The organism is Streptomyces gilvus (assembly GCF_022513565.1).
Lineage (GTDB): Bacteria > Actinomycetota > Actinomycetes > Streptomycetales > Streptomycetaceae > Streptomyces > Streptomyces gilvus.
The window spans coordinates 168092-188921 of record NZ_JAKWBE010000003.1; the positions used below are offsets into that span (position 1 = coordinate 168092).

The following is a 20830-nucleotide window of genomic DNA, read 5'->3' on the forward strand; positions in this document are numbered from 1 at the left end:
GGATCCGATGACCCTCACCTCCGACGACCGGGCCCGGCTGGGCCTGCGCGAGTCCGCGACCTTCGACCGGGCCACCATCGCCGCGATCCAGCGTGCCGCCGAGACCGGCATCTACGACATCCGCGGCTGGGGCGCCAAACGCGCCCTGCCCCACTTCGACGACCTGCTCTTCCTGGGCGCCTCGGTGTCGCGCTACCCGCTGGAGGGCTACCGCGAGCGGTGCGGCACCGACGTGGTGCTGGGCGCGCGCAATGCCAAGTACCCCCTCCACCTCGACATCCCGGTGACGATCGCCGGGATGAGCTTCGGGGCGCTCGGAGCCAACGCCAAGGAGGCCCTCGGCCGCGCGGCCTCGGCCACCGGCACCTCCACCACCACCGGCGACGGCGGCATGACCCCGGAGGAGCGCGGCCACTCCAAGACGCTGGTGTACCAGTACCTGCCCAACCGCTACGGCATGAACCCGGACGACCTGCGCCGTGCCGACGCCATCGAGATCGTCCTCGGCCAGGGCGCCAAGCCGGGCGGCGGCGGCATGCTGCTCGGCCAGAAGGTCTCCGAGCGGGTCGCGGGCATGCGGGACCTGCCCGCCGGCATCGACCAGCGCTCGGCCTCGCGCCACCCCGACTGGACCGGCCCGGACGACCTCACCATCAAGATCAACGAGATCCGGGAGATCACCGACTGGGAGAAGCCGGTCTACGTCAAGGTCGGCGCCTCGCGCACCTACTACGACGTCAAGCTCGCCGTGCACGCCGGCGCGGACGTCGTGGTGGTGGACGGCATGCAGGGCGGCACCGCCGCCACCCAGGACGTCTTCATCGAGCACGTCGGCATCCCGACCCTCGCCGCCGTTCCGCAGGCGGTGCAGGCGCTCCAGGAACTCGGCGTCCACAAGAAGCCGGACGGCGTCCAGCTCATCGTCTCCGGCGGGATCCGCTCCGGCGCCGACGTCGCCAAGGCGCTCGCCCTCGGCGCCGACGCGGTCGCCATCGGCACCGCCGCCCTCATCGCGCTGGGCGACAACGACCCGAAGTACGCCGCCGAGTACGAGAAGCTCGGCTCGGCGGCCGGGTTCTACGACCAGTTCCAGGCGGGCCAGGACCCCGCGGGCATCACCACCCAGGACCCGGAGCTGCAACAGCGGCTCGACCCGGTCGAGGGCGGCCGCCGGGTCGCCAACTACCTGCGGGTGCTCACCATGGAGGCCCAGACGATCGCCCGCGCCTGCGGCAAGGCCCACGTCACCCACCTGGAGCCCGAGGACATGGTCGCCGTCTCCATCGAGGCGGCCGCCATGGCGCGCGTCCCGCTCGCCGGTACCTCCTGGATCCCGGGAGCGGGGCTGTGATGGCGACGAAGGCAGTGGTCGTCGGCGGCGGCCTGATCGGACTCTCGATCGCCCGGGCACTGACCGAGCGCGGACTCACCGACGTGCTCGTCCTGGAGCGGCACCAGCTCGCCGGCGGCGGCACCGGCAAGTCCAGCGGGATCGTCCGCGCGCACTACGGCGTGCCCTCGATCGCCGCGATGGCGTGGCGGAGCCTGCCCGTCTTCGAGGAACTCGGCGACCGGGTCGGCTTCCGCCAGGTCGGCTACACCGTCATCGTCGGCGAGGAGAACGCCGAGCCGCTCAGGGCCAACACCGCCATGCACCAGGGCCTCGGCATCGACGTCGACCTGATCGACAACGACCGGCTGGCCGGGCTGTGGCCGATGATGGAGGTCGGCGACGTCGCGCTGGCGGCGTACGAACCGCGTGGCGGGTTCGCGGACGCCACCCAACTCGCCCTGCACTACGGGCAGGTGGCCCGCGAGCACGGCGCCCGCATCCGGCAGAACACCCCCGTCGCCCGCATCCTCACCGCGGGCGACAAGGTGACGGGCGTGGAGCTCGACGGCGGCGAGGTGATCGACGCCGATCTGGTCGTCGTCGCCTCGGGCTGGTGGTCGGCGAAGCTGCTCGCCGGCCTCGGGATCGACTTCCCCGTGGAGGCCTACCGCTCGGAGCTCCTCATCGTCGACGCCGGCGAGCCGCTGCCGAACCTCCCGGTCGTCTCCGACCTGGTGAGCCTGCAGTACTGCCGGCTGGAGGGCGCGGGCCAGTTCCTCGTCGGCAACAGCGACCACGCCGACTTCCAGAAGAAGTTCGTCGACCCCGACAACTACTCCAACATCGCCGGCGAGGCCAGTATCGAGAAGTACGCGGAGAAGGTGATGCACCGCTTCCCCGGCTTCCCCGAGCCGTCGGTCACCCACACCTACGCCGGCGTGTACGACGTCCCGCCGGACTGGAACCCCGTGATCGCCCCGGTCTCAGGTGTCGACGGCCTGATCCTCTCCGCCGGCTTCGCCGGCCATGGCTTCAAGATCAGCCCGGCCGTGGGCGACCTCGTCGCCGACCTGGTGTTCGAGGGCGACAGCACCGACCCCGACATCCCCGCCTCGGACTTCCGCCTCGAACGGTTCGCCGAGGGCAAACCGCTGAGCAGCCTGCACCCCTATGTCGGTGCCGGCGAGATGCGGTGACGTGACCGAGGTGCTCGACCCCTCCCGGGTGGCCCCGACCCCCTGGCGCAACGGTGCCGGAGCCACCAGGGAGCTCGCGAGCGGGACCGACGCGTCCGGCCGGGTCCTGTGGCGCATCAGCGTGGCCGATCTCGACCGCGACGCGCCGTTCTCGGCGTTCCCGGGGCTCGATCGCCTCTTCGTCGCGCTCGGCCCCCTGCGGCTGACGGTCGACGGTCGGCAGCAGCGGCTCACGGCCGGCGACCAGGCGCGGTTCACCGGCGAGGCACCGGTCACGGTGGCCCTCGACACGCCCACCCGGGCACTCAACGTGATGACGCGACGGGGCGCGTGCCGGGCGGAGGTGATCCTCCGGCCGACGGCCGCCCCTCGCCTCCCGGCCGACGCCACCGCCCTGACCGTCCTGACCGTCCTGCTGGACGAGCGGGCCGCCGACGTACGACTCCTCAAGGAACCCGATGACTGACACCGTTTCCTCCCTGCTGGCCGCTCCGCCGGTGAGACGCCAGGCGCAGCCCGAGGGCGGGCGTGGAGTGCCGGGGCATACGGCCGGGGCGAGCCCGAGCACTGCTTCAACACCCGCGATGCGACCGGAAGATGAGGCCGTCAGGAGGTGGCGTCGGGGAAAGCGATCACGGAGAGGAAGCGGATCGGCAGGTCCACCAGTTCGACGGGGCCGTGGGCTCCCTCGCCGTCGAGGATCAGGGTGTCGCCCGGCTTGAGGCGGTGAACACTGCGTCCGTGGCCGTAGTCCATCGCGCCTTCCAGCATGTAGATGAACTCGGTGCCGGGGTGCTGGAAGAGTGGGTAGGTCTGGCTCTTCGCGGTGAGAGTCACGAGCAGGCACTCGAGGCGCTTGTGCTCACCGCGAAGGGACCCGAGGAGCTTGTAGTCGTGCCCCACCTGGCTGCCGTTCCGGACGATCGGTGTGCCTCGCCCGGCCTTCACATAGGAGGCCGGGCGCTCGGCGTCAGCTCCGCGGAACAGTGAGGTCACCGGAATGTCGAGGCCTTTGGCCAGCAGGGAGAGCGTGCTGAGGCTGCACGAGGTCTGGGCATTCTCGATCTTGGAAAGCATCGCTTTGGAGATACCGACCTTGGCCGCCAGGTCGGTGACCGAAAGCCCGCGCTGATGGCGCAGTTCACGCACGTTGCGGGCGATCGCCGCCTCGAGCTCGAGCGTCTCGATCGGCTCGTCGGCATGGCGGTCGCGTGCCGTGCCGATGTTGCGCAGCAGCGCGTTCGCGTCTTCTCCCATGCGTACACCCTAACGTCACAGCGTCCACTGCCAGTGACCGCGGCCCAGCCGGCTCGTACCGGAACGGGAGCCGCGCCCACTGCGGTTGGCCCCACGCCTGTCGGGGCGATGGCCGCCGGCCTGGCCACGGCGCGGGTCGAGCCGCATCGCCGGTTCAGGCCGGACCGGACGGCCCAGGCAGAAACTCGCGCTTAATTCGGCGCTTGAGCGTCCGTAACACCCGGACTGTCTACTGCAGTGAAACCTCGTTTCCTTCCATGGGTCCCCGCTGTCCGCGGGACCCACCGATCCACTCAGCGGAGCGTGCGCATGGACACCGGAAGTACCGCCTGGATGCTCGCGAGCACGGCACTCGTCTGTCTGATGGTGCCGGGGCTGGCCCTCTTCTACGGCGGGATGGTCGCCGCGAAGAGTGTCCTGAACATGATCATGATGACATTCGGAGCCGTCTCCCTCGTCGGCTGCATCTGGGTCGTCTACGGCTTCTCGGCCTCCTTCGGCGACTCGATCGGCGGCGCCGGACTGCTCGGTGACGTCACCGAGTACTTCGGTCTGAGCGGTGTGATGAAGGACGACCCGAAGGCGGTCATCCCGCTTTCGGTGTTCGCCGCCTTCCAGGCCCTGTTCGCGGCCCTGACCGCCGCCCTGATCTGCGGGGCGATCTCGGACCGCATCAAGTTCGGCGCCTGGATGGCGTTCACCGGGATCTGGGTGACCCTGGTCTATCTGCCGGTCGCCCACTGGGTGTTCGCCTTCGACGGCAAGGGCGTCGTCGGCGGCTGGATCGTCAACAGACTCGGCGCCATCGACTACGCCGGCGGCACGGCCGTCCACATCAACTCCGGCGCCGCGGCACTGGCGGTCATCCTCGTCCTCGGCAAGCGCATCGGCTGGAAGAAGGACGGAGGTGCGGAACGGCCCCACAACCTGCCCCTGGTGATGCTCGGCGCGGGCCTGCTGTGGTTCGGCTGGTTCGGCTTCAACGGCGGTTCCGCGCTCACCTCGTCCAACGCGGCCTCCGTCGTCGTCCTCAACACCTTCACCGCGACCTGCTCGGCGATGCTCGGCTGGCTCCTCGTCGAGAAGCTCCGCGACGGCCACGCCACGAGCCTGGGCGCCGCGTCGGGCGCGATCGCCGGACTGGTCGCCATCACCCCGTCCTGCGGGGCGGTGTCCCCGGTCGGCGCGCTCGCCCTCGGCGCGATCGGCGGTGCGGTCTGCGCGCTCGCCGTCGGCCTGAAGTACAGGTTCGGCTACGACGACTCCCTGGACGTGGTCGGCATCCACCTCGTCGGCGGCATCACCGGAACCCTGCTGGTCGGTGTCCTGGCCACCTCGGACGCCCCCAACGGCGTCGACGGCCTGCTCTACGGCGGCGGCTTCTCCCTGCTGGGCAAGCAGGCCGTGGGCGCCTTCGCAGTCCTGCTGTACTCCTTCGCGGTCACCTGGCTCATCGCCAAGGCCCTGGACAGGACGATGGGGCTGCGGGTGCGGCCCGAGGCCGAGGAGGGCGGCGTCGACGTCCATCTGCACGCCGAGAGCGCCTACGACCTCCTCCACCCCGTGGCCACCGGTTCGGCGCCCGCCGTCTCCTCGTCTCCGACGCCGTAGGAAAGTACGCGCCGCGGACACACTCGAGCGCCGTCAACCGCCACCTGTTCGCACCCCGTCGGTTCCGTCCCCGACGGGCAGGCCCGCCAGCAGAGCGCGCCGGCTGGCCCTGACATGCTCACGCATGACGCGCTCGGCGCTGTCGCCGTCCTTTTCCAGGATCAGTTCCAGGACGAGGTGGTGCTCACGGTCGGACTGGATGGCGCGGCCCGGCTGGCTCAGCGAGGTGTTCACCAGCCGGGCGTACGCGAGCTGGTTCATCAGGATCCGGTAGTGGGCCTGCAGCTTGCTGTTGTCGGAGCCGACTATGAGCAGGTCGTGGAACTCCTGGACCAGCTTCGCGTACCGTTCCCGGTCGTCCTGCCCCACCGCCTCGTCGGCCTCCCGGAGATTTCGCTCGAGCGAGTCGATCTCCGGGACGCGGCCGCGCTGGGCGAGGAGGCGTGCGGCCGCGCCTTCGATGAGTTCCTTCATCTCGAAGAGTTCCGTGATCTCCCGGCGGGACGGGGTGGTGACGAACGTCCCGACGCGGGGCCGGATCTCGACGAGCCCTTCGGTCTGCAGCTGCTTGAGGGCTTCGCGCACCGGCGTACGGCTCACACCGAACTCGTGCGCGAGGACGGTCTCCGAGAGAGAGGCTCCGGGTTCGACGTCACCGTTGATGATGCGCCTGCGCATCTCGGCGATCACCGTGGCCTGCATCGATCCTCCCCCAGCCGTCGGCCTGGGGGACCCCCACTTCGGTTCGCTCTCCGCGCGATTCACCGAATGCTCCTCCCTCTCCCCTACTGCCCACAGGATCATCCCAGAGACGTGAGTGCCCCGCCGTCGAAGAACTTGCCCGCGCTGTACACCATCGGGTGGAGCCCGGTGACCGCGGCGTGCACCACTCGGCAGACGAAGATCGTGTGCGTGCTCGCCCGGAGCCGTTCGCGGATCCGCACCTCCATCTGCGCGCTGCTCCGAGCGATCAGCGGGCTGCCGAACGGACCGCTCTCCCAGTCCAGGTCCTCGAACTTGTCAGCGGCTTTGCTCGCGAACGTGCCGACGACGTCGAGCTGGTCGCTGGACAGGATGTTGATCGCGAGGTGATCCGCCCGGAACAGACAGTCATGCGTGGACGAGGTGTGCTGGACGCACACCATCACCGTGGGAGGGTCGAGCGAGATGCTCGAGAACGCGTTGACGGCCAGCCCTCTGGGGGTCTCTCCATCCATCGCGGTCACGACCGTGACACCGGTGACGAACTGCCGGTTCACCTGCTTCATCACGTCGATGTCGGGGGTGGAGGCAAGCGTGGCCATGGGGTCGCTCCTTGTCATCTCGATCGTCAGTCCTGTCCCACGCTGATGATGCCCAGCGCCGCGAGCAGGGCCCGTGGATCCCATGTCACGTGCTCCTCGGCGATCCGGTCCCCCTCGAAGCGGGCGAAGGTGGCGCCGCTGATGTCGACGCGCCGCATGGTGGGTGGGACACCGAGGAAGGAATTCATGTGTGTTCCGCTGCTGTGCCAGCGGATCGCGGCCCTGTCGCCTTCGATCACGATGTCGTCGATGACGGTGGTCAGGTCCGGGAACGCCGCACGTGTGGAGACGATCGCCGCCTTGAAGGCGTCCAGGTTCTGCGGGTGCGGGTCTGTCCCCTGGCGCAGGTAGGCCGGGTTCAGCAGCGCGTCGAGTGCGTCGACGTCGCCCTGCCCCCAAGCCTCGGCCCATACCTTCTCGATTCGTTCCCTGCGGGCGTCGGTGTGCGTCATCTCTTCTCCCTTCACAGTGCCGGCCTTCTGGAGAATGCGGTCCGTCCACGGGCGCGAACAGGAGTGCCCGGGCCCTGCCGGAGGCGGCCGGAAAGGCCGCGGGAGCGGAACCGTTCGCGTCCCCTCCGCCGCGCCCTCGGCCACGGAATCCCCTGGTCCACAAGGGTGAGCCCGACCCCAAGTTGGTATACAAGAAGCAGTAAGGCATGCCACAGCGGGAGCGTCAAGGGCTCAGCGGCTCCGCACCACGCAACATCCCCGCTGATCGCCAGAATATGCAGTTCAAGCGCGACTTCATCGGCGTCGCCCCCGGAGTCCGGAAGGCGTGCGAAGGGCCTTCGGACAGGACCCTTGACCGGTTTGCACGCACATGCTTATCGTCCTGTGCCATGCAAGAGGGCTTGGAACAACCTGACGAGAGCATCGGCCTGCGCAAGCTCACGCTCTACCGTGACGTCGTCCTGACCGAGGCGGGCGAGGCGCCCGCGCGCCCCGCGTGGCGAGCCAGCGTCGCCGCGGTCATCCGGAATCCATGGCGGGGTGCCGGTCCTTCGGCCGACCTGTCCACGGAGCAGGCGCGGATCGCTCCGGTACTCGCGAAACTGCTGACCGACCGGCTCATCGCCGCCATGGGTGGTGCGCACGAGATCGAGGCGTTCGGCAAGGCCGCCATCGTCGGCACAGCCGGCGAGATCGAGCACGCCGGGGCACTCATCCACACCCCGTACTTCGGCAACCTGGTGAGAGAGTTCCTCCAGGGCGAATCCATCATCTGCTTCGCCGACACACGCGCCGAGGCCGGAGAGACACTCGTCGTCCCCCTCTGGCACAAAACACATGCCGCGACACGCAGCCACTACCAGACCATCAGCGCCCGCGTGCCCGACGCACCGCGTGCGGACGAGATCGTCGTCATCGCAGCCGCGTCGACGGGGCCGCGACCGCACCCCCGTATCGGGGACCGCATGACCGACCCCGTCGTCACCACCGAAACCCTGGAGGTTGTCCCCTCATGAGCGTCCGCAAGATCGTGACCGTCGTCGAAGAGATCCACGCCGAGGGCGGTCGCGCGGTCCATCGTCCCGCCCGGATCGCCGTCGTCGCAGCGGTGATCGAGAACCCCTGGGCCGGTCAGGGCTTCGTCGAGGATCTGGGCCCCGGCATCGAGGCGAACGCCTCCGACCTCGGCGCGCTGCTGGCCCCAGCGGTCCTGGACGCCCTCGGTGAGCCCGCGGAGGCATACGGCAAGGCCGCCATCGTCGGTCTGGACGGCGAGATCGAGCACGGTTCGGGGCTGATCCACACGCTCAGGTTCGGCGACCACTTCCGCAAGGCGGCCAATGCCACCACCCTGCTGCCGGCGGTCGAGAAGCGCGGGCCGGCCGGTGTGGTCTTCGACATCCCGCTGAAGCACATCACCGACGCCACGATCCGTTCGCACCACCAGAGCTTCGAGGTCCGGATCAGCGACGCCCCGCACCCGAACGAGATCGTCATCGCACTCGCCGCCGCCGCTCAGGGCCGCCCCCAGCAGCGCCTGGCGCCGCTCACGACCGAACAGTAGGTGCTCATGAGCAAGCCGACGGTGGTCCTGCTGCACGGCGTCGGACTCGACCACACCATGTGGGAGCCCACCGCCGCACTCCTGGCCGACCGCTTCACCGTGATCACCCCCGACCTGCCGGGCCACGGCTCCCGCCCGCCGGTGCGCGACGGAGTGACGCTCGGGGACCTGGCCGACGGGGTGGCCGGTGAGATCCCGGCCGGCTCGCACCTGGTCGGATTCTCACTGGGGGCGCTGGTCGCCCAGCACCTGGCACTGCACCGCCCCGAGCTGGTGGCCACCCTGACCTCGGTCAGCTCGGTGTGCGAGCGCACGGCCGAGGAACGGGCCTCAGTCGTCGACCGGCTGCGCACCGCGGAAACCGACTTCTCGGCGAGTGCGGCCGCGTCCCTGAAGCGGTGGTACGACGGCACGGACGTCGACGCCGACCGGGTCGCCCGCACGGAAGCCACGCTGCTCGCAGGCGACGTCGGTTCCTTCCTCGGCTGCTATCGCGTGTTCGCCACGGCGGACGCGGAACTCGGGCCGGACCTGGGCCACATCGCCGTACCCGCACTGGCGGTGACGGGGGAGAACGACCCGGGCTCCACCCCCGAGATGACCCGGCGGCTCGCCGCGGCGCTTCCCGACTGCCGGGTGGTGGTCGTCCCCGGGGCGCGTCACATGCTGCCCGTCGAGCGTCCCCAGGCTCTCGTCGACTCCCTCACCGCCTTCCTCGGAGAGTGCGCACATGTCTGACCTCACCACATTGCGGCACCTCATCGGCGGGGAGCCGGTGGAGCCCGCGTCCGGCGAGTACTTCGAGAGCACCAACCCGGCCACCCGCGAGGTCCTCTACCGGGCGGCGCGCGGCGACGCCGCCGACGTCGACCGGGCGGTCGCCGCCGCGCGGAGCGCCTTCGAGGACCCGCGGTGGCGCGACCTCAGCCAGACGCGCCGGGGCCATCTGCTGCGCCGCCTCGGTGAGTTGATCGCCGAGAACGCCGAGGAGCTGGCCCGGGCGGAGACGCTGGACAACGGCAAGCTGCTGCGCGAGATGCGGGGGCAGCTGGCCACCCTGCCGGAGTACTACCACTACTACGCGGGGCTCGCCGACAAGATCCACGGCGACTTCATCCCCACCTCCGACCGCCAGGTGCTGAACTACACGGCCCGGGAGCCGCTGGGCGTCGTCGGAGCGATCACGCCCTGGAACTCCCCGCTGACGCTGACCAGCAGCAAACTGGCCCCGGCTCTCTGCGCCGGCAACACCGTCGTGATCAAGCCCTCCGAGTACACCTCGGCGACCATCGTCAGGCTCGCCGAGCTGGCCCTGGAGGCGGGCTTCCCGCCGGGCGCGGTCAACGTCGTCACCGGGTTCGGGGCCGAGGCGGGACAGGCCCTGGTCGACCACCGCGACCTGGCGAAGATCTCCTTCACCGGCTCCACCGCCACCGGGGCCCGTATCGCGGCGGCGACCGCGAGCCGGTTCATCGGCTCCACGCTCGAACTCGGCGGAAAGTCCCCCAACATCGTCTTCGAGGACGCGAACATCGCGAACGCGGCGATGGGCGTCGTGGCCGGCATCTTCGCCGCCGCCGGGCAGACCTGCATCGCGGGCAGCCGGGTCTTCGCCCATCGGTCGGTCTACGACGAACTCCTGGAGCGGGTCGCCGAGCGCGCCAAGACCATCCGCATCGGCGACCCCCTGGACGCGCAGACCGAGTTGGGGCCGCTGGCCTTCGCCGACCAGCGCGACAAGGTGGCGGGCTACGTCGATCTCGGGCGCGAGGAGGGGGCCCGGGTGCTGACCGGCGGGCGGCCCACCGACGGCGGGCTCGGCGGGTACTTCTACGAACCCACCATCCTCGTGGACGTCGACAACGGCATGCGCGTCGTCCGTGAGGAGATCTTCGGTCCCGTGCTGGCCGTCATGCCGTTCGACACCGAGGAGGAGGTCGTCCGGCTGGCCAACGACACCGACTACGGACTCGCGGCCGGTGTCTGGACGACCAACCTCGCCCGGGCGCACCGGATGGCGGGGCGGCTGGACGCCGGGACCGTCTGGGTCAACACCTACCGGGCCATGTCCCCCATGTCACCGCGGCAGGGGTTCAAGACCAGCGGCGTCGGCGTCGAGCACGGCACCGAGACCATCAAGGAGTACACCCGCCTCAAGAGCGTGTGGATCAACACCAGCGATGAGCCCGTGGCCGACCCGTTCACCATGCGGAGCTGACATGCCACAGGTAGCCATCACCCTCGCTGAAGGCCGCACCCCGGAACAGATCCGGGCCCTGCTGCACGAAGTGCACGCCGCGGTCCTGCGCACCACGAACACCAAGCCCGAGTACATCCGTGTCGTCGTCCACGAGGTGCCCCGGTCGCACTGGGCCACCGGCGACGTGACCCTCACCGAGATGGACGCCACCGCATCAGGCAAGGAGCAGCAGTCATGAGGTTTTCGTTGTTCGTGCACATGGAGCGCTGGGACGAGGAGGTCAGCCACCGCCAACTCTTCGAGAATCTCACCGAGTTGACGCTGATGGCCGAGGCCGGCGGGTTCAGCACCGTGTGGATCGGCGAGCACCACTCGATGGAGTACACCATCTCCCCGAGCCCCATCCCGCTCCTCGCCCACCTGGCCGCGCAGACCTCGACGATCCGGCTCGGCGCCGGGACGATCGTCGCCCCGTTCTGGAACCCGATCCGCGCCGCCGGTGAGTGCGCGCTGCTCGACGTCATCAGCAACGGCCGGATGGAGGTGGGGCTCGCCCGGGGCGCGTACCAGTGCGAGTTCGACCGGCTGGCGGGCGGGCTGTCGGCCCGCGAGGGCGGGAAGCACCTGCGCGAACTCGTGCCCGCGGTCCGGGCGCTGTGGCAGGGCGACTACGCCCACGACGGCGAGATCTGGCAGTTCCCGACGTCGACCAGCGTGCCCAAGCCGGTGCAGCAGCCCACCCCGCCCATGTGGATCGCCGCCCGCGACCCCGACTCCCACGACTTCGCCGTCGCCCAGGGCTGCAACGTCATGGTCACCCCGCTGATGAAGGGGGACGAGGAAGTCGTCGACCTGAAGCGGAAGTTCGACACCGCGGTGGCCAACCACCCCGAGGTGGAGCGCCCCGAGCTGATGGTGCTGCGGCACACCCACGTCCACTCCCCCGACGAGCCCGACGGGTGGCGCCCTGCCGCGGAGGCGATCAACCGGTTCTACCGGACCTTCGACGCCTGGTTCGGCAACCAGACCACCCCACGGAACGGGTTCCTCGACCCCAGCCCGGAGTCGAAGTTCGAAGGCCGCCCCGAGTTCGCGCCTGAGGCGCTGCACAAGACGGCGATGATCGGCACCCCCGCCGAAGTGATCGAACGGCTGCGCGCCTACCAGGAACTCGGCGTCGACGAGTACAGCTTCTGGATCGACACCAGCCTGTCGCACGAGGAGAAGCGCACGTCGCTGGAGCTGTTCATCAAGGAAGTCGTGCCGGCGTTCCAGTAGGCCGGCGCTTGTCCGGGCGGAGTCGTCGCAGGCCTCGCCCGACCGCACCCCGGATGCGGCGACCGGATCGCCTCCGCCCGCCATACGACCTCGGCCCGCGGGTGAACGTCGCCCGAGTGTCCGTCCGAGATCTCACGGATGGCCCCGGCCATGGTGAGTCCCCACAGCCCCCACGCCCCCACGCCCCATGTAGCAGTCTCCTTTCCTCGCCCCAGGAGCACGCCATGTCCCATGATGCCTCGGCGCCGGTGTACGGCAGCGCGGTCACCAAGGTCGAACCCTTCGGTGTCGACCACATCCCCGACAACGAGCGGCACGGCAAGCCCAGTTCACAGTTCTTCGTCTGGTTCGCGGCCGGCCTCAACTTCCCCATCATCCTGCTCGGCTTCAGCGCCGCCTGGTTCGGGCTGGGCTTCGGCGCGGCCGTGGCGGCCATCGTGATCGGCGCGGCGCTCGGCTCGCTGCTGATGGCCGTGATGTCCCGGATGGGCGTCCGGCTCGGGGTGCCGCAGCAGATCCAGGCGCGCGGCCCGCTCGGCTTCTTCGGCAACTTCCTGCCCGTGGCATACATCAACGTCTTCGCCGGAGTCGGCTGGGCGGCGGTCACGGTCATCCTGGGCGGCAAGGCGTTCGCGGAGCTGACGCATCTGCCGTACTGGCTGTGCGCGGCCGTGCTCACGGCCGTCGAGCTGGTGGTGTCGATCTACGGCTACAACATGATCAACTACCTCCAGAGGGTGCTCACCTACGTCCTGACCCCGCTGTTCCTGCTGATCACCGTGGTCGCCGTGGTGCGCGGCGGCAGCTTCTTCCACGCCGACCCGCACGCGTCCGGATACATCGGCTCCACCGGCGGCTGGATCACCTTCGGCGGCTGGTTCCTCTCCTTCCTCGTCGCCTGGGCCCCCTTCGCCTCCGACTACTCCCGCTATCTCCCCGACACCCCCGAGGTCGTCAGCCGCACCGCCTGGTACACCGGCCTCGGCAACTTCGTCACCATCTGCTGGCTCGGCATCCTCGGCGTGGTCGTCGGCGGCAGCGCCACCAGCTCCGACTCCATCACCGCGCTGCACCAACTGGCCGGACCCTTCGCGATCCCCGCCCTGCTCGCCGTCGGCCTGTCCGCCCTCGCGCAGAACTTCCTCAACGTCTACGGCGGCGCGATCTCCGTCCAGACGCTGAAGATCCCGGTCTCCCGCTCCCAGGCGGTCACCGTCATCTGCCTGCTGGCCTACGCGATCAGCCTGTGGGGCGAGTCCGGTACGGAGGCCAAGTTCAAGGTGTTCCTGAACCTCACCGCGTACTTCATCGCCCCGTTCGCGGCTGTGCTGCTGCTCGACTTCTACCTGGGCGGCCGCTCCGACCCGTCCCGGATCCAGGAGTTGTACGACCGCCGCCGGGTGCTGGACTGGGGCTTCGTCGCCTGGGCCGGCGGGGTCGCCGCCTCCGTCCCGTTCTGGCAGTCCAGCTTCTACACCGGGCCGGTCTCGAAGGCGTACCCGGGGGCGGGCGACCTGAGCATGTTCGTCGCGGCCGGAGCGGGAGCGGTGCTGTACCTGCTGACCTACCGGCTGAAGCCGCTGTGGGTGCGGGGGCGGGCCGGCGGTTCCCCTGACCTGAACGCCAGCGAACCGTCCACCATCGTCTCCTGACGGCGATCCGGGCCGGGTTCCACTCCCTACGGGGCGGAGCCCGGCCCTTCGCGCTGTGCGGGCGCGCCGCCGAACCACCAGGACCTTCCTACGCCGAGCCGCCCCCGACCAGCCCCACTACCCTCCCGCCATGACCGAGCGGCCCCCGCGGGTAAAACCCGAGCCCTTCCGCACCCCACGCCTCGACGCCGTCCCCCTCTCCGTGGAACACGCCGCCGAGATGGCCGTCGTACTGTCCGACCCGGCGCTGCACGCCTTCATCGGCGGCGCCCCCGCCTCCCCCGACGCCCTCCGTGCCCGCTACGAACGGCTGGTCACCGGCTGTCCCGACCCGGCCGTGTCCTGGTGCAACTGGGTGCTGCGGCTGCGGGAGGAGGCGCGGCTGGTGGGAACCGTGCAGGCCACGGTCGTGGGGGCCGTCGCGGAGATCGCCTGGGTGGTCGGGACCCCGTGGCAGGGGCGGGGCCTGGCCTCCGAGGCCACCCGCGGGCTCGTGTCCCTGCTGGTCGAGCAGACGTGCGTGCGGACGGTCATCGCCCACGTCCATCCCGCGCACCGGGCGTCGGAGTCCGTCGCCCGGGCCGCCGGGCTCGAGCCGACGGAGGTGGAGCGGGACGGTGAGCGGAGGTGGCGGCTGGAGCTGCCCGGTTGATCGGGGGCAGGCCTTTCAGGACGACGCCCGTGTCACCAGTTCCGTCGCCAGGACCACCTGCCGGCGCTCCAGCCCGCGTGACACCGCCGGGCGGCGGTCGGCGACCTCCTCCAGGAGGAGGTCGATCATGCGTCGGCCCATCTCCTCGATGGGCTGGCGGACACTGGTGAGGGGCGGGTCCATGTGGCGGGCGATGGCGGAGTCGTCGTAGCCGACGAGGGCCACGTCGTCGGGGATGCGGCGGCCCTTCTCGCGCAGCACCTGGCGGGCGCCCGCCGCCATGACGTCGGAGCCGGCGAAGACCGCGTCCAGGTCGGGGCTGCGGGCGAGCAGCTCGGTCATCGCGCGGCGGCCGCCCTCCTCGGTGAAGTCGCCGGCCTCGATGAGGCGCTCGTCCACCTCGTGGCCGGCGTCGCGCAGGGCGTCGCGGTAGCCGTCGACGCGCCGCTGGGCGCCGTAGACGTCGAGGCGGCCGGTGATGTGGGCGATCCTGCCGCGGCCCCTGGCCAGCAGGTGCTCGGCGGCCGAGCGGCCGCCGCCGTAGTTGTCGGAGTCGACCGAGGTGAGGGTCTCCGCGGCCGAGCGGGGACCGCTGATCACGGCCGGGATCTCCAGCTGGGCCAGCAGGTCGGGCAGGGGGTCGTCGGCGTGCACGGAGACCAGCAGGACGCCGTCCACCCGATGGGCGGCGAGGTACTGGGCCAGGCGCCTGCGCTCGCGGTCGTTGCCCGCGAAGATCAGGAGCAACTGCATCTCCGTCTCGGAGAGTTCGGCGCCGACGCCCTTGAGCATGTCGGAGAAGTACGGCTCCGAGAAGAACCGGGTCTCCGGCTCGGGGACGACCAGCGCGATCGCGTCCGTGCGGTTGGCGGCGAGGGCCCGGGCCGCGGTGTTGGGGACGTAACCGAGTTCGGCGACCGCCGCCTCCACGGCCGCGCGGGTGGCGTCGCTGACCCGGGGGGAGCCGTTGATCACGCGGGAGACCGTGCCGCGGCCGACACCGGCCCGCGCGGCGACCTCCTCGAGGGTGGGCCGGCCCCCGCTCCGGCTCCGCGCTCCGTGGCCTGTTGCCATTGGCTCCGCCTCCCATGGACCTACGTTGGCCTGGAATCTAACAGCCCCGTGAGCAGTGACGACCGCCCCCGGGCGCCCCGGCGGCGCGCCGGGGGCCCCAGGTCACGGACCCCGCGATTCCACTTAACGTCCCGATAACTGAACGCATGACTCCGCGTCCGCTCCCTTGACACCCCCGCCTCGACCCGCGAACCTTCAACACATCACTTGTGGGAGCGCTCCCACAGTACCTGACACATACACATCCCGCACGTTCCCCGCCCGAGCCGCAGCGAGCACGAACGGGCCCAACCAATGCAGTTGGCCGGGGGGTCGGCACGTCAGGGCAACAGGAGGACGCAATGCGAGCACGTACCCGGACCGTCCGCAAGGCGGTGGTCCTCGCGGCCGTCGCGACGCTGGGCGCGGGGCTGCTGGCCGGCTGTGCCGACGACAACGGTGGCAAGTCGGACTCGTCGAACGGTGGCGGTAGCAAGGGCAAGACCACCATCACGCTGGGCCTCTTCGGCACCCAGGGCTTCAAGGAGGCCGGTCTCTACACCGAGTACGAGAAGCTCCACCCGAACATCAAGATCCAGGAGAACGTGGTCGAGCGCAACGAGGTCTACTACCCGGCCCTCGTCAACCACCTCACCACCAACAGCGGTCTGCAGGACATCCAGGCCATCGAAGTCGGCAACATCGCCGAGGCCACCCAGACCTTCGCGAGCAAGTTCGTGGACTTCTCCAAGGTCGCCGGCGTGAACAAGAGCGACTGGCTGGACTGGAAGTGGCAGCAGGCCACCACCAAGGACGGCCAGACGATAGGCCTCGGCACCGACATCGGCCCGATGGCGATCTGCTACCGCAAGGACCTCTTCCAGCAGGCCGGGCTGCCCACCGACCGCGAGAAGGTCGGCCAGCTGTGGGCGGGCGACTGGAGCAAGCTCGTCACGGCCGGTGAGTCGTACAAGAAGAAGGCCCCCAAGGGCACCTACTTCATGGACTCCCCCGGCGGTCTGCTCAACGCGATCATCAGCAGCAACCAGGACAAGTTCTACGACTCCTCCGGCAAGGTCATCTACAAGTCGAACCCGGCGATCAAGAGCTCCTTCGACCTGACCGCGAAGGCCGCCGCGGAAGGGCTGACGCAGCCGCAGACGCAGTTCCAGCCCGCCTGGAACTCCACCATCGCCAACAGCAAGTTCGCCGCGATCGCCTGCCCGCCGTGGATGCTCGGCTACCTCAAGGGCCAGTCGAAGCCCGACGCGGCCGGCAAGTGGGACGTGGCCGCCGCGCCGAAGGCCGGCAACTGGGGCGGCACCTTCCTGGCCGTGCCCAAGAGCGGCAAGAACGTCACCGAGGCCGAGAAGCTGGCCCAGTGGCTGACCGCGCCCGCCCAGCTGGCGAAGCTGTTCAGCGTGCAGGGCAGCTTCCCGAGCACCCCGGGCTCGTACACCCTGCCCCTCGTGACGGACGCGAAGAACGCGATGACCGGTGACTCGCCGATCGGCAAGATCTTCGCCGACGCCGCCAAGTCGATCCCGACCCAGGTGATCGGCCCGAAGGACCAGATCGTGCAGCAGGGTCTGACGGACAACGGCGTCATCCTGGTCACCAAGGGCAAGTCGGCGGCCGAGGCGTGGGCCACCGCCACCAAGACCATCGACAACAACCTGGAGAAGTGACCGGCATGGCCACCCGGCACGACATCGCCGCGCCCCCCGCGAAGGAGGGGGGCGCGGCCCCGGCCCGCCCGCCCGCCGCACCCACGGAGGCGGAGCGGCGGCGCCGCGCCCGTCTCTCGCGGCGCTGGCAGCGGGACCTCAAGTGGAGCCCGTACGGGTTCATCTCCCCGTTCTTCCTGCTCTTCGTCGCCTTCGGCCTGTTCCCGCTGATCTACACGGCGTGGGCCTCGCTGCACACCGTGGAGCTGACGGCACCGAACGACATGCAGTGGGCGGGGCTGCACAACTACACGCGGATCTTCGACGACGAGTTCTTCTGGAACGCGGCGCGCAACACGCTGACCATCGGCATCATCTCGACGGTTCCGCAGCTGGCGATGGCGATGGGCCTCGCGCACATCCTCAACTACAAGCTGCGCGCCTCGACCTTCTACCGGGTCATCATGCTCGCGCCCTACGCGACCTCGATCGCCGCGGCCTCCCTCGTCTTCGTCCTGCTGTTCGGCCGCGACTACGGCATGATCAACTGGGCGCTCCACTACGTGGGCGTCGGCAAGATCGACTGGCAGAACGACAAGTGGCCCTCGCAGATCGCGGTCTCGACCATCATCATCTGGCGCTGGACCGGCTACAACGCGCTGATCTACCTGGCGGCGATGCAGGCGATCCCGACCGAGCTGTACGAGTCGGCGGCCCTGGACGGCGCCAGCCGCTGGCGGCAGTTCGTCCACGTGACGCTGCCCCAGCTGCGCCCGACGATCCTGTTCACCTGTGTCGTGTCGACCATCGGAGCGAGCCAGGTGTTCGGCGAGCCGCTGATCTTCGACGCCAACAAGGGGGCGTCCGGCGGTGCGGAGCACCAGTTCCAGACGCTCGGTCTGTATCTGTACGAGCAGGGCTGGGTCAACATGCACCTGGGCCGGGCCTCGGCGATCGCCTGGACGATGTTCCTGATCCTCATCGTGATCGGGATCGTCAACTACGTCATCTCGCGCCGGCTGCGCGCCAGTAGTTAGGAGTACCGGCCGTGACGACGACACTGACGACACCCGTGGGCAGCGCCCCGACGGAGTCCCGCCGCACCCGCCGTTCCAAGGCCAGGCGGGCGGGCGGCACCCTGCACGCGGGCCCGGTCGCCTACGCCATCCTGATCCTCTTCTCCATCGGTTCGCTCTTCCCGCTGGTGTGGACGGCGATCGCCGCCTCCCGCAACAACAACCGGCTGGCGCAGACCCCGCCGCCGTTCTGGTTCGGCGGGAACCTCTTCCACAACATGAACGTCGCCTGGAACGAGGCCAACCTGGGCAAGGCGTTCATCAACACGACCATCGTGGCGGGCACTTCGGCCCTGACCGTCGTCTTCCTGTCCACGATCGCCGGGTTCGCCTTCGCCAAGCTGCGCTTCAAAGGGCGCAACATCCTGATGCTGATGGTGATCGGCACGATGATGGTGCCGCCACAGCTGAGCGTCATCCCGCTGTACATGATGGTCGCCAAGCTGAACTGGGCCGACCAGCTGCAGGCGGTCATCTTCCCGTCCCTGGTGAGCGCGTTCGGCGTGTTCTTCATGCGGCAGTACCTGCTCCAGGCGCTGCCGGACGAGCTGATCGAGGCGGCGCGGGTGGACGGCGCGAGCAGCTGGCGGGTGGTCTGGCACATCGTGTTCCCGGCGGCGCGTCCCGCGATGGCCGTCCTGGGCATGCTGATGTTCGTGCAGTCCTGGAACGACTTCCTGTGGCCGTTCCTGGTCCTCACCCAGAACGGCAACCCGACCGTGCAGGTCGCCCTGGCGGGCCTGGGCCGCGGCTACACGCCGGACCAGTCCCTGATCATGGGGGGCGCGCTGCTGGGCACGCTGCCGCTGCTGCTGGTCTTCGCGATCTTCGGCAAGCAGATCGTAGGCGGCATCATGCAGGGTGCGGTCAAGGGCTGAGCCCTTACGACAGTTCCGTCCCAGGGGCCGGGTCAGCGCCGCCTCGGCCCCCACCCCCACTCCTTCCGACTCTTCGGTCTCGACGACCACTTATGGGAGCGCTTCCATGACTGACTCCGTACACCCGGCCACCCCGGTGACCTTTCCTCCCGGCTTCCTGTGGGGCGCCGCGACCTCCGCGTACCAGATCGAGGGGGCGGTGCGGGAGGACGGTCGTACGCCGTCGATCTGGGACACCTTCAGTCACACGCCCGGGAAGACAGCGGGCGGTGAGCACGGTGACATCGCTGTCGACCACTACCACCGCTACCGCGAGGACGTGGCGATGATGGCCGACCTGGGCCTGTCCGCCTACCGCTTCTCGATCTCCTGGTCGCGGGTGCAGCCCACGGGACGCGGGCCCGCCGTGCAGGTGGGCCTGGACTTCTACCGCCGGCTGGTGGACGAGCTGCTGGAGCACGGCATCAAACCGGCCGTCACCCTCTACCACTGGGACCTGCCGCAGGAGCTGGAGGACGCGGGCGGCTGGCCCGAGCGCGACACCGCGCTCCGGTTCGCCGAGTACGCGCAGATCGTCGGCGAGGCGCTGGGCGACCGGGTGGAGCAGTGGATCACCCTCAACGAGCCCTGGTGCAGCGCCTTCCTGGGCTACGGCTCCGGCGTGCACGCCCCCGGCCGCACCGAACCGGAGGCCACACTGCGCGCCGCGCACCACCTCAACCTGGCGCACGGCCTGGGCACGTTGGCGCTGCGCTCGGCCATGCCCGCCCGCAACTCGGTGGCCATCAGCCTCAACTCCTCGGTGGTCAGGCCGCTTTCGCCGCAGGACCCGGCGGACCTCGCGGCGGTGCGGAAGATCGACGACCTGGCCAACGGGATCTTCCACGGGCCGATCCTGCACGGGGCGTACCCCGAGACTCTGTTCGCGGCGACCTCGTCGGTCACCGACTGGTCGTACGTCCAGGACGGCGACGTGCGGACCGCCAACCAGCCGCTGGACGCGCTGGGCCTCAACTACTACACGCCGACGCTGGTCTCGGCCGCCGAGGGCCCGGTGAACGGTCCGCGCACCGACGGCCACGGCGCGAGCGAGCACTCCCCGTGGCCGGGCGCGGACGACGTCGCCTTCCACCAGACGCCGGGCGAGCGCACGGAGATGGGCTGGACGATCGACCCCACCGGCCTGCACGAGCTGATCATGCGCTACACCCGGGAGGCCCCCGGCCTGCCGCTCTACATCACCGAGAACGGCGCCGCCTACGACGACAAGCCCGACCCCGACGGCCGCGTGCACGATCCGGAGCGCATCGCCTACCTCCACGGCCACCTCTCCGCTGTGCGCCGCGCCATCACCGACGGCGCCGACGTGCGCGGCTACTACCTGTGGTCCCTGATGGACAACTTCGAGTGGGCGTACGGCTACGAGAAGCGGTTCGGCGCGGTGTACGTCGACTACGCCTCCCTCGCCCGTACGCCGAAGTCGAGCGCCCACTGGTACGGCCAGGCGGCGCGGACGGGCACCCTGCCGCCGGCGACGTCCGACTGAGCCCACGGGGGCGCCGGGGGACGGGACGCGGCACGTCGAGGGGGCGTGCCGCGTCCCGCGTGGTTCACAGGGGCCGCCCAGAGGGGGCGCAGCCGCCTCTCAGGACCAGGG

General features: G+C 70.0%; 21 protein-coding genes. 16 read left to right on the plus strand and 5 right to left on the minus strand.

Annotated elements, in window-relative coordinates; all coding sequences use genetic code 11:
• The first annotated feature begins 7 nt into the window (after positions 1-7).
• The 3 genes from MKW14_RS07220 to MKW14_RS07230 are packed head-to-tail and all read left to right on the plus strand — an operon-like array spanning position 8 to position 2995.
• Complete coding sequence (locus tag MKW14_RS07220) at positions 8-1351, plus strand: FMN-binding glutamate synthase family protein (RefSeq protein ID WP_240859935.1); 1344 nt, start codon at positions 8-10, stop codon at positions 1349-1351.
• Complete coding sequence (locus MKW14_RS07225) at positions 1351-2529, plus strand: NAD(P)/FAD-dependent oxidoreductase (RefSeq protein ID WP_240859938.1); 1179 nt, start codon at positions 1351-1353, stop codon at positions 2527-2529. Before MKW14_RS07220 ends, MKW14_RS07225 begins: the two co-directional genes overlap by 1 nt.
• Before the next feature lies 1 nt (position 2530).
• A complete protein-coding gene (locus tag MKW14_RS07230; protein ID WP_240859939.1) occupies positions 2531-2995 on the plus strand; it encodes a HutD/Ves family protein in 465 nt (154 codons plus the stop codon).
• Positions 2996-3135: 140 nt separating this feature from the next.
• Here the strand turns inward: MKW14_RS07230 and MKW14_RS07235 are convergent, their stop codons facing one another.
• Positions 3136-3786: a helix-turn-helix domain-containing protein gene (locus MKW14_RS07235; protein ID WP_240859941.1), complete on the minus strand. Its 651-nt coding sequence runs from the start codon at positions 3784-3786 to the stop codon at positions 3136-3138.
• 309 nt (positions 3787-4095) lie between these two features.
• On the opposite strand from MKW14_RS07235, the gene MKW14_RS07240 reads away from it, so the two are divergent.
• Positions 4096-5397: an ammonium transporter gene (locus MKW14_RS07240; RefSeq protein ID WP_240859943.1), complete on the plus strand. Its 1302-nt coding sequence runs from the start codon at positions 4096-4098 to the stop codon at positions 5395-5397.
• 33 nt (positions 5398-5430) lie between these two features.
• Here MKW14_RS07240 and MKW14_RS07245 read toward each other — a convergent pair whose 3' ends face one another.
• The 3 genes from MKW14_RS07245 to MKW14_RS07255 form a co-directional block, all read right to left on the minus strand.
• A complete protein-coding gene (locus tag MKW14_RS07245) occupies positions 5431-6099 on the minus strand; it encodes a GntR family transcriptional regulator (RefSeq protein WP_240859945.1) in 669 nt (222 codons plus the stop codon).
• A 98-nt stretch (positions 6100-6197) separates the two neighbouring features.
• The gene (locus MKW14_RS07250; protein ID WP_240859947.1) at positions 6198-6701 is read right to left on the minus strand and encodes a flavin reductase family protein; all 504 of its coding nucleotides are present in this window, start codon (positions 6699-6701) and stop codon (positions 6198-6200) included.
• 26 nt (positions 6702-6727) lie between these two features.
• Positions 6728-7153 (minus strand): ester cyclase, encoded by a 426-nt coding sequence (locus tag MKW14_RS07255; protein ID WP_240859949.1) that lies wholly within the window; start codon positions 7151-7153, stop codon positions 6728-6730.
• Positions 7154-7359: 206 nt separating this feature from the next.
• Here MKW14_RS07255 and MKW14_RS07260 point away from each other — a divergent pair, with 206 nt between their 5' ends.
• The 8 genes from MKW14_RS07260 to MKW14_RS07295 all read left to right on the plus strand — a co-directional run bounded on the left by MKW14_RS07260 (position 7360) and on the right by MKW14_RS07295 (position 14499).
• Positions 7360-8169: an amino acid synthesis family protein gene (locus tag MKW14_RS07260; RefSeq protein WP_240859950.1), complete on the plus strand. Its 810-nt coding sequence runs from the start codon at positions 7360-7362 to the stop codon at positions 8167-8169.
• A complete protein-coding gene (locus MKW14_RS07265; protein ID WP_240859952.1) occupies positions 8166-8717 on the plus strand; it encodes an amino acid synthesis family protein in 552 nt (183 codons plus the stop codon). The genes MKW14_RS07260 and MKW14_RS07265 overlap by 4 nt, the downstream gene beginning before the upstream one ends.
• 6 nt (positions 8718-8723) lie before the next feature.
• A complete protein-coding gene (locus MKW14_RS07270; protein ID WP_240859954.1) occupies positions 8724-9455 on the plus strand; it encodes an alpha/beta fold hydrolase in 732 nt (243 codons plus the stop codon).
• A complete protein-coding gene (locus MKW14_RS07275; protein ID WP_240859955.1) occupies positions 9448-10935 on the plus strand; it encodes an aldehyde dehydrogenase in 1488 nt (495 codons plus the stop codon). Before MKW14_RS07270 ends, MKW14_RS07275 begins: the two co-directional genes overlap by 8 nt.
• A gap of 1 nt (position 10936) precedes the next feature.
• Positions 10937-11155 carry a tautomerase family protein gene (locus MKW14_RS07280; RefSeq protein ID WP_240859957.1) on the plus strand — a complete coding sequence of 73 codons (219 nt, stop codon included), beginning with the start codon at positions 10937-10939 and terminating at the stop codon, positions 11153-11155.
• A complete protein-coding gene (locus tag MKW14_RS07285; protein ID WP_240859959.1) occupies positions 11152-12195 on the plus strand; it encodes an LLM class flavin-dependent oxidoreductase in 1044 nt (347 codons plus the stop codon). The genes MKW14_RS07280 and MKW14_RS07285 overlap by 4 nt, the downstream gene beginning before the upstream one ends.
• Positions 12196-12419: 224 nt before the next feature.
• Positions 12420-13847: a purine-cytosine permease family protein gene (locus MKW14_RS07290; protein WP_240859960.1), complete on the plus strand. Its 1428-nt coding sequence runs from the start codon at positions 12420-12422 to the stop codon at positions 13845-13847.
• Between the two features lie 130 nt (positions 13848-13977).
• Positions 13978-14499, plus strand: a complete 522-nt coding sequence (locus MKW14_RS07295; protein WP_240859962.1) for a GNAT family N-acetyltransferase — start codon at positions 13978-13980, stop codon at positions 14497-14499.
• 15 nt (positions 14500-14514) lie between these two features.
• On the opposite strand, the gene MKW14_RS07300 is transcribed toward MKW14_RS07295, so the two are convergent.
• Positions 14515-15573 carry a LacI family DNA-binding transcriptional regulator gene (locus MKW14_RS07300; protein WP_240859964.1) on the minus strand — a complete coding sequence of 353 codons (1059 nt, stop codon included), beginning with the start codon at positions 15571-15573 and terminating at the stop codon, positions 14515-14517.
• A gap of 341 nt (positions 15574-15914) precedes the next feature.
• Between MKW14_RS07300 and MKW14_RS07305 the strand changes: the two genes are divergently transcribed.
• The 4 genes from MKW14_RS07305 (at position 15915) to MKW14_RS07320 (ending at position 20719) form a co-directional block, all read left to right on the plus strand.
• Positions 15915-17240, plus strand: coding sequence for an ABC transporter substrate-binding protein (locus MKW14_RS07305; protein WP_240859966.1), 1326 nt, complete (start codon positions 15915-15917; stop codon positions 17238-17240).
• 5 nt (positions 17241-17245) lie between these two features.
• Positions 17246-18256, plus strand: coding sequence for a carbohydrate ABC transporter permease (locus tag MKW14_RS07310; RefSeq protein ID WP_240859968.1), 1011 nt, complete (start codon positions 17246-17248; stop codon positions 18254-18256).
• An 11-nt stretch (positions 18257-18267) separates the two neighbouring features.
• A complete protein-coding gene (locus tag MKW14_RS07315) occupies positions 18268-19173 on the plus strand; it encodes a carbohydrate ABC transporter permease (RefSeq protein WP_240859969.1) in 906 nt (301 codons plus the stop codon).
• A gap of 106 nt (positions 19174-19279) precedes the next feature.
• Positions 19280-20719, plus strand: a complete 1440-nt coding sequence (locus MKW14_RS07320; RefSeq protein WP_240859971.1) for a GH1 family beta-glucosidase — start codon at positions 19280-19282, stop codon at positions 20717-20719.
• Positions 20720-20830: the final 111 nt, after the last annotated feature.